The sequence below is a fragment of the Streptomyces flavofungini genome, assembly GCF_041028215.1.
GTDB classification, from domain to species: domain Bacteria; phylum Actinomycetota; class Actinomycetes; order Streptomycetales; family Streptomycetaceae; genus Streptomyces; species Streptomyces flavofungini_B.
The window spans coordinates 1-7,844 of record NZ_JASKYR010000305.1 but is presented as its reverse complement, the minus strand read 5'-3'; the positions used below and the strand labels follow the sequence as shown (position 1 = coordinate 7,844).

Annotated in this window: 9 protein-coding genes; 7 read left to right on the top strand and 2 right to left on the bottom strand. The window is 71.7% G+C overall.

Annotated features, from left to right (window positions below):
- From AB8Z36_RS21165 to AB8Z36_RS21155, 3 genes are all read left to right on the top strand, one after another.
- The coding region (locus AB8Z36_RS21165; RefSeq protein WP_369214924.1) for a M15 family metallopeptidase at window positions 1-510 on the top strand (510 nt) is incomplete at its 5' end.
- Between the two features lie 23 nt (window positions 511-533).
- Window positions 534-1,661 carry an endonuclease/exonuclease/phosphatase family protein gene (locus AB8Z36_RS21160; protein ID WP_369214926.1) on the top strand — a complete coding sequence of 376 codons (1,128 nt, stop codon included), beginning with the start codon at window positions 534-536 and terminating at the stop codon, window positions 1,659-1,661.
- 168 nt (window positions 1,662-1,829) lie between these two features.
- Window positions 1,830-3,008 carry a winged helix DNA-binding domain-containing protein gene (locus tag AB8Z36_RS21155; protein ID WP_369214923.1) on the top strand — a complete coding sequence of 393 codons (1,179 nt, stop codon included), beginning with the start codon at window positions 1,830-1,832 and terminating at the stop codon, window positions 3,006-3,008.
- Between the two features lie 144 nt (window positions 3,009-3,152).
- Here the strand turns inward: AB8Z36_RS21155 and AB8Z36_RS21150 are convergent, their stop codons facing one another.
- Window positions 3,153-3,887 (bottom strand): TetR/AcrR family transcriptional regulator, encoded by a 735-nt coding sequence (locus AB8Z36_RS21150; RefSeq protein ID WP_369214922.1) that lies wholly within the window; start codon window positions 3,885-3,887, stop codon window positions 3,153-3,155.
- 140 nt (window positions 3,888-4,027) lie between these two features.
- On the opposite strand from AB8Z36_RS21150, the gene AB8Z36_RS21145 reads away from it, so the two are divergent.
- The 4 genes from AB8Z36_RS21145 (at window position 4,028) to AB8Z36_RS21130 (ending at window position 7,392) form a co-directional block, all read left to right on the top strand.
- Entirely contained in the window at window positions 4,028-4,978 is a 951-nt protein-coding gene (locus AB8Z36_RS21145; RefSeq protein WP_369214925.1) for an NAD(P)-dependent alcohol dehydrogenase, read from the top strand.
- Window positions 4,979-5,070: 92 nt separating this feature from the next.
- Window positions 5,071-5,862: a histidine phosphatase family protein gene (locus AB8Z36_RS21140; protein WP_369214921.1), complete on the top strand. Its 792-nt coding sequence runs from the start codon at window positions 5,071-5,073 to the stop codon at window positions 5,860-5,862.
- A complete protein-coding gene (locus AB8Z36_RS21135) occupies window positions 5,859-6,896 on the top strand; it encodes an NAD(P)-dependent alcohol dehydrogenase (RefSeq protein WP_369214920.1) in 1,038 nt (345 codons plus the stop codon). Before AB8Z36_RS21140 ends, AB8Z36_RS21135 begins: the two co-directional genes overlap by 4 nt.
- Window positions 6,897-7,032: 136 nt before the next feature.
- Window positions 7,033-7,392 (top strand): hypothetical protein, encoded by a 360-nt coding sequence (locus tag AB8Z36_RS21130; protein ID WP_369214919.1) that lies wholly within the window; start codon window positions 7,033-7,035, stop codon window positions 7,390-7,392.
- Window positions 7,393-7,466: 74 nt separating this feature from the next.
- Here the strand turns inward: AB8Z36_RS21130 and AB8Z36_RS21125 are convergent.
- On the bottom strand, window positions 7,467-7,844 hold a 378-nt coding region (locus AB8Z36_RS21125; protein WP_369214918.1), incomplete at its 5' end, for a pyridoxal-phosphate dependent enzyme.

Below are 7,844 nucleotides of genomic sequence, written 5' to 3'. Positions count from 1 at the left end.
AAACCCCCCTCGCTCCCCTCCCCCAATGGCGACCGCGGTGAGCAGCGCGGTGCGCTCGGCGAGGCCGATGGTGTCGTCCCCGACGACGTGTCCGTCTTCGACGACGCGATACCTGCCGTGGCGAAACTCGACCCGGACCTGCTCAAGGCTCTCCGCGCAGCCGCGACCGACGCGGCGGTGGACGGAGCGAAGTTCTCCGTCAACAGCGGCTGGCGTTCCGCGGCGTACCAGAACCAGCTCTTGCGCGAGGCGGTCGCCAAGTACGGCTCCGAAGAGCGGGCCGCGCGCTGGGTGGCCACGGCGGCGACGTCACCCCATGTGTCGGGCGACGCGGTCGACCTCAAGGTCTCCGGTGCCACGCAGTGGCTGTCCGAGCATGGCGCCGAGTACGGGCTGTGCCGCATATACGAGAACGAGCCCTGGCACTTCGAACTGCGCACCGAGGCGCCCGATCGCGGCTGCCCGCGTATGTACGCCGACCCCACCCACGACCCGAGGATGAAGCAGTGACCGGCACTGAGCGGCAAGCGACGATGACGCGAGTGGAGACGGCGGAGGCCGGGCAGGACAGCGCTGGCACCGGCACTGGCACCGGCACTGGCACTGGCACTGGCACTGGCACTTGCTCACGGGACCCCGGGACGGATGGCTGGCGCGCGGGCGTCCGCCGGGCGATCCGCAACGGCACCCGGCCCGAGCCCTGGAAGCGCGGCCTGGTGCTCACGGGGCTGGCGCTGCTGCTGGGCCTGTTCATGCTCCTGCACAGCAAAATCCCGAACCGGATCGGAAACCTCGGCAGCCTGGCCGAGACCGTCCTGCCGTGGTTCGGCCTGTTCGTGCCGGTGCTCCTGGCCGGGGCGCTGTGGCGCCGCTCCGCCTCAGCGGTGGTCGCGCTGCTGCTGCCGGTCGTGGCGTGGCTGCACCTCTTCGGCGGGCTGCTCGGCGACAAGTCACACCCGGCCAGCGACCTCACCGTGGCCAGTCACAACGTCCGCGCCGACAACCCCGACCCGGTCGGCACCGCCCGTACTCTGGCCGCCTCCGGCGCGGATGTGCTGGCCCTGGAAGAGGTCACCCCACAGGCGCGGCCGGTGTACGAAAAGGAGCTGGCGAAGACCTACCCGCAGCACGTGGTGCGGGGCACGGTCGGACTGTGGAGCAAGCTGCCGCTGTCGGACACCGAACCGGTCGACACCGCGATGGATGTCGGACCACTGGCGGACACCAAGCCGGTCGACGCCAGAATGGCCGACATACGCGCACTGCGCACCACCGTGGCCACGAAGCAGGGTCCGCTGGCGGTGTACGTGGCCCATCTGGGCTCGGCACGGGTCAATCCCCGGACGGGCTTCTGGACCGACTCGCGGGACAGGAACGCACAGGCGCTGGGCAAGGCCATCGCCGCCGAACGCATTGAGCGGGTGGTCCTGCTCGGCGACCTGAACGGCGTGCTGGACGACCGCGCGTTCACCGGCATCACCGCGCAGCTGCGCTCGGTCCAGGATGCGGCCGGTGACGGCTTCGGGTTCACCTGGCCGTCGAAGTTCCCGGTGGTGCGGATCGACCAGATCCTGGTTCGCGGCGTGGAACCGGCCAGCTCGTGGACGCTTCCGGCCACGGGCAGCGACCATCTGCCGGTGGCGGCGGGGATCAGCTGGTGAGATCAGCACAGGTACGGACAGCGGCACAATCACAGGACACCGACACCGGCACCGGCACCAGCACCGCCCCGACGGAGACACTGCGGCCGAACCACTCCGGCCGCACCGATCCCCGGCGTTCGACGACAGCGCGTACCGCATGCGGGCCGGAGGTGGCACGATCCGGCCATGGATCTCTCCGCCCGGCAGCTCGTCCTGGCCACCTTGGACCGTCAACTCCTGCTGCGACGACAGCACCTCGATGTGGCGGACGCGGTCCGGCAAGTGTGTGCTCTCCAGGCCCAGACACCGGCGTCGCCGTACCTGGCGCTCTGGAACCGCGTGCGGGACTTCGCTCCCGAGGACCTCGACGCGGCCCTCGCCGACGGCCGTCTCGTCAAGGCGACCCTCATGCGGATCACGCTGCACATCGTCCACGCCGAGGACTACGAGCCGTTCCGCGCCGCCATGCTCAGCACCCTGCGGGCATCGCGGCTGCACGACCGCCGCTATACCTCGACCGGACTGACCCCACACGACGCCGACGCGCTGCTGCCCGAGCTCGCCGAGTTCTTGCGGCTGCCCCGTACCGGCGCCGAGGTCGAAGCCGAACTCACCCAGCGGCACGGCGAGCACGCACACCGTTTGTGGTGGGCGCTGCGTACGTACGCGCCCGTGCGGCACGCCCCTGCCCGGGGACCGTGGTCGTTCGCTCACCGCAACACCTACCGCGCCGCCCCGGCACCCGAAGGCGCCCCGCGGGGAACAGGTGCGGGTGCGGGTGCCGAGGCCGGTGCCGCTGCTGCGGCCGGTGCCGGTGTTCAACACCTACTGCTCGCCTACCTGCGCGCGTTCGGGCCCGCGTCGGCCCAGGACTTCGCTCGCTTCACCCCGCTGACCCGAACCGTGATATCCGCGGCCATAGAGGGTCTCGGTGACCAGCTGATACGGGTTCCGGGACCCGGCCGTGCGGCCCTGTTCGACCTGGCCGGGGCCACAGTGCCCGCCGATGACACCCCGGCCCCGCCGAGGCTGCTGCCGATGTGGGACAGCACGCTGCTCGCGCACGCCGTCCCCGGGCGCGTCATGCCGCCGGAGTACCGGTCCCTGGCCGTCCGTCGCAACGGCGATGTGCTGCCCTGCCTGCTCGTGGACGGACAGGTCGCCGGGGTGTGGCGCGCGACCGACGACGGCGTGGAACTGACCGCCTTCCACCAGCTCTCCAAGGCGGCCTGGCAGGGCTTGACGGAGGAGGCGGAGAAGCTGTCGCTCCTGATCGCCGACCGTGATCCGGCCGTCTACCGGAGGTACGGGCACTGGTGGGACAAGGGATTCCCCGCTGCCGAGAAGGTGGTCGTCAAGGGGTGAAGGGGTCCGGCGCGTGGAGCGACCCCGTGGAGCGGACCCGTGAAGCGGCTCCATGGAGCGGCTCCAGGAGCGGTTCCGGATGGGGTGTGCGTGGGCGGTTCGCATGTCGCGTGCGGTGTTCAGCAGTGGTCGCTCGGCGCGCTCCTACCGGGACCGGGTGGCCTGCCCTCCGTCGGCCGTGCTCGTGACGCCGAGATGGCGCAGTGTCACCGAAGTGGGTGGCGGCAGGGGCTCGTTGGCCCTGTCGGCTCGGAAGGACTGGAGCAGATAGGCCACCAGGCGCCGGGAGGCCGCGCCATCGTCCGGCGAAGCGGTGACCAGACCTCCGTGCGCCAGCAGCACCACGGTCACGTCCGACGGCCGGAAGTCGGCACGGAGATGTCCCGATGCCTGGGCCCTGCGCACCAGGGTCGCGAGGTCCCGCTCGGCGTGTTCCCGGGCGGATGTGTGGCCCACCGTGCTGTCCGGAAAGGCCGCCGCGAACGCGGCCGGGAATCCCCGCTCCTGGCGCTGGAGTTCGCAGACGGTCTCGATGAGCCGCTGGAAACCCCGCCAGGGGTCGGGGTCGGCCAGCGCCTCGGTGAGCGCGTGCCCGCAGGTGCGCATCTGCTGCTCGTACGCACCGCGCACCAGGGCGTCCCGGGTCGGGAAGTGCCGGTACAGCGTTGCCACGCCGACTCCGGCCCGGCGCGCCACGGTCGCCATGGGCGCGTCGATCCCGCGCTCGGCGAAGACCGCGCGAGCGGCCACGAGGACCCGGTCGCGGTTGCGCCGGGCATCGGCCCGCACTCCGGCACCGGTCCGCGCATCGCCGTCGGCCCGCGTTCCGCCGTCGGCCCGCACTCCGTCCCGTCTCCTGATCCGAGACGATTCCGTCATCGCTGCCTCTCACTTCCGATTCAAACGGACGATCTCATCCACTTACGAGCCTACGGTCGAAGCCGTCCCTCGCCGGAGTACCGCACCGGCCACCAACGGAGAACGACGGAAGAGGCAGCGCCGTGAAAGACGACCTCTCGATGAAGGCAGTGCTCTACGACCGTTATGGCACCCCCGATGTGCTGTACGTGAGCCGGGTGCCGCGCCCCGCACCGGCACGGGGTGAGGTACTCGTGCGCGTACACGCCTTCAGTGTCAACGGCGGCGAACTCGCTGCCCGTGCCGGTCGCGTCCGCCTCCTGACCGGCCGGAAATTCCCCCAACGCACCGGGCTGGACTTCACCGGCGAAGTCGTCGCGCTGGGCGCCGATGCGACGGGGGTGGCACTCGGCGATCGTGTGTGGGGCGTCCTGCCCCGCACCTCCGGCTTCGGCAGCGCCGCCGAGTACGTGGCTGTGCCCGCCGAGCGGCTCGGCTCGGTCCCCGGCGCACTGGACCTGGTGGACGCCGCCGCGCTGCCGGTGGCCACCACGGCCATCACCGCACTGCGGGACAAGGCGGGGCTGCGCGCCGGGGAACGCCTGCTCGTGCGGGGCGCGGCAGGTGGTGTCGGCAATGCCGCCGTACAGCTCGGACGGGCCTACGGCGCCGAGGTCACCGCCCTCGCCCGCGCCGCCAATCTCGGCTTCGTGCGCGATCTCGGCGCGCACGAGGCGCTCGACCACAGGGCCGTCTCCCCGGCGAATCTTGGCCGCTTCGACGTGGTCCTTGACACCGCCGGGACAGACCTGCGGACGTTCCGCCACCTGCTGAATTCCGGCGGGCGCATGGTCACCATCGCCTTCGACCAGAACCGGCCCGCGGCATCGCTCGCCTATATCGCGGCCAGCGCGGTGCGCGGACGCGGCCGAGTGCGCTTCTTCAGCGGCAACCCCAGGACAGCGGCCTTCGACGACCTCGCACGCCACGTGACCGAGGGCAGGCTGCGCCCGGCGGTGGACACCGTCTTCCCGCTGGAGGAGACGGCCGAGGCGCACCGCGCCCTGGAGGCGGGAGGCGTGCGCGGCAAGTACGTGGTCAGGGTCGTCTAGGACGGTCGTCCAGGAGTGCCGTGCCCCGGCGGCTGCCTGAAGTGTCAGAGTGGAAGTCCACGGTCAACCACTCAGGAGACAGACACCCTCCCATGCGCTTGCTGCTCATACGTCACGGTCAGACCCCTTCCAACCTGAAGCATCTGCTGGACACGGCGGAGCCTGGACCCGCGCTGACCCCGCTGGGCCAGCAGCAGGCCGCCGCGCTGCCCGAGGCGCTGGCCGGTGAGGACATCGGCGCCCTGTACGCGTCCACGCTGCTGCGCACCCAGCTCACCGCCGCGCCGCTGGCCGCCCGTACCGGGCTTGAGGTGCGGGTACGGGACGGCCTGCGTGAGCTGTCCGCCGGTGATCTTGAGATGCGTGGTGACGAGGACGCCATCGATACGTACATGGGCACCGCCTTCGCCTGGTCCGCGGGCGACACGGGGCTGCGCATGCCGGGCGGGGAGTACGGCACGGAGGCGCTGGCCCGCTTCGACAGTGTGATCGAAGAGGCCGCGAACACGGTCAGCGGCACCGGCATTGGTACGGCCGCCGACACCGGCACAGGCCCCGGTACAGCCCCTGGCACTGGCACGCGGACCGTGGCCATGGTCAGCCACGGCGCCGTCATCCGCATGTGGGTGGCGGCCCGCGCCGAGAACATCGGCGTCGATTTCGCCGCCTCCCACCCCCTGGAGAACACCGCCGTCGTCATCCTCTCCGGCTCACCGGCCGAGGGATGGCGCGTCCTGACCTGGGCGGGCCGCTCCATCGGCCCCGAGAGCGAGACCCCCGAGGAGAGCGGGCCCACGGGGGAAGCGGTGGACGACAGCGCCGTGTACGACCGCACGTCAGAGACCACCTCCGACCAGGAGCACACTCAGGAGCGCACCTCATGAGCCGCAGCACCGTCCGCGAAGAGGTCCCCCGTACGATGCGCGCCTCGGTCCTCCTCGCCAAGGGCCGACTCCGCCTGGAGGAACGTCCGGTCCCCGCGCCCGCCGCCGACGAAGTCCTGGTCAGGGTGGCGTCGGTCGGCGTGTGCGGTTCCGACGTGCACTACTACCGCGAAGGGCGGATCGGGGACTTCGTCGTCGACTCGCCCCTGGTCCTGGGGCATGAGGCGTCGGGCCGTATTGTCGCGGTCGGCACGAGCGTCTCCGAGGACCGGATCGGCGAACGCGTCGCGATCGAGCCCCAGCGCCCGTGCCGCACCTGCGCCCAGTGCACGGCCGGCCGCTACAACCTCTGTCCGCACATGCGGTTCTACGCGACACCGCCCGTCGACGGCGCCTTCCAGGAGTACGTGACGATCCAGGCACCCTTCGCCCATCCCGTGCCCGATACGGTCTCCGACGACGTGGCCGCGCTGCTCGAACCCCTGTCGGTCGGCATCTGGGCCTGCCGCAAGGCCGCCATCGCCCCCGGCTCGCGGGTGCTCATCGCGGGCGCGGGCCCGATCGGAGTCATCACCGCCCAGTCGGCGAAGGCGTTCGGCGCGGCGGAGGTGATCGTCTCCGACCCCGTGCCCGCACGCCGCGCGATGGCCGAGCGGTACGGCGCGACGACCACCCTCGACCCGGCGGCCGACCCTGTCGCCGGTCTGGACGTGGACGCCTTCATCGACTGCTCCGGCGCTACCCCGGCCGTCCGGGCGGGCATCACCGCCGTCCGGGGCGCGGGCACCGTCGTACTCGTCGGCATGGGCGCCGATGACGTCCCGCTGCCCATCCCGGTCATCCAGAACCGCGAGCTGCAGGTCACCGGCGTCTTCCGGTACACCGGCACCTGGCCCGTGGCCGCCGGGCTCGCCGCCTCCGGCCAGGTCGACCTGGAGTCCCTGGTGACCGGCCGCTTCGACCTGGACCACGTCGAGGACGCGCTCAACGCCGACCTCGTCCCGGGCGCCCTCAAGGCGGTGGTGCGCCCCTGACCGAGTGGGCCCGGGCCCGGCCGCCGACCCCGGGCCCACCGCCGACCGGGTGAACCCGGACGCGTACGCGTGTGGTCGACCCTCGCTTGGGCAACCGGGCGCAACCCGGTCATTTCGAGCAGGAGGTCATGGATCCTTGACGCCGTACGTCTGCACTCTCAGCGATATCCCTCCGAGCGCGAGCGAAGCGCGAGCGGCCCTCGGTGACTTCCTCGACGAGCAGGACTGGCGCTCCGCGTCGGGCCGTATGGACGCCCTGCTCGCCGTCTCGGAACTGGTCGCGGACGCACAGCAGCACTCTGCGGGGATCGGGCAGCTCTCCGCCCGCACCTTCCAGTACACCCTGGAGCTGACGCTCGACTATCTGCCGGGCGCACGCACGGCACCGCGGTCGGGGCTCGGCTGGAGCATCGTGAACGCGGTCGCCCGGGGCGTCACGCTCACCGAGTCCCGGGACGCGGGCTGCCGGGCCCGCGTCCTCATGGACCTGGCCTGAAAGGACGTGGCGCGAAGGGACCTGGCTCGGAGAGACCTGGAGTGAAGGGACCTTGCGCGCAAGCACCCGGCGTCTCACATGGCCGGTCCCGCGTACGCCGTCACGTCCTCCACCGATGCGTTGCCGCCGCAGATCACCAGGCCGAGCCGGGTCGCGTCGCCCGTCTTGGCCAGGACGCGGCGCGCGGCGGGGAGCAGGCAGCCCGCGGCGGGCTCGGCCCACACCTTGGCGTGCTCGGCCAGTTCGAGCACGCCCGCGTAGGCCTCCGCCTCGGGCACGACCAGCACCTCGTCGACCAGCTCACGCACCATCGTGTAGGTGAGCGGGGACACGGTGGGCGCGCTCAGGGTCGTGATGCGTGAGTCCACGTCCACGTGGACCGGCCCACCGCAGGCCAACGCCTGGGACATCGCGTCCGCGCCGGTRGTCTCCACGCCCCACACGCGCACGCC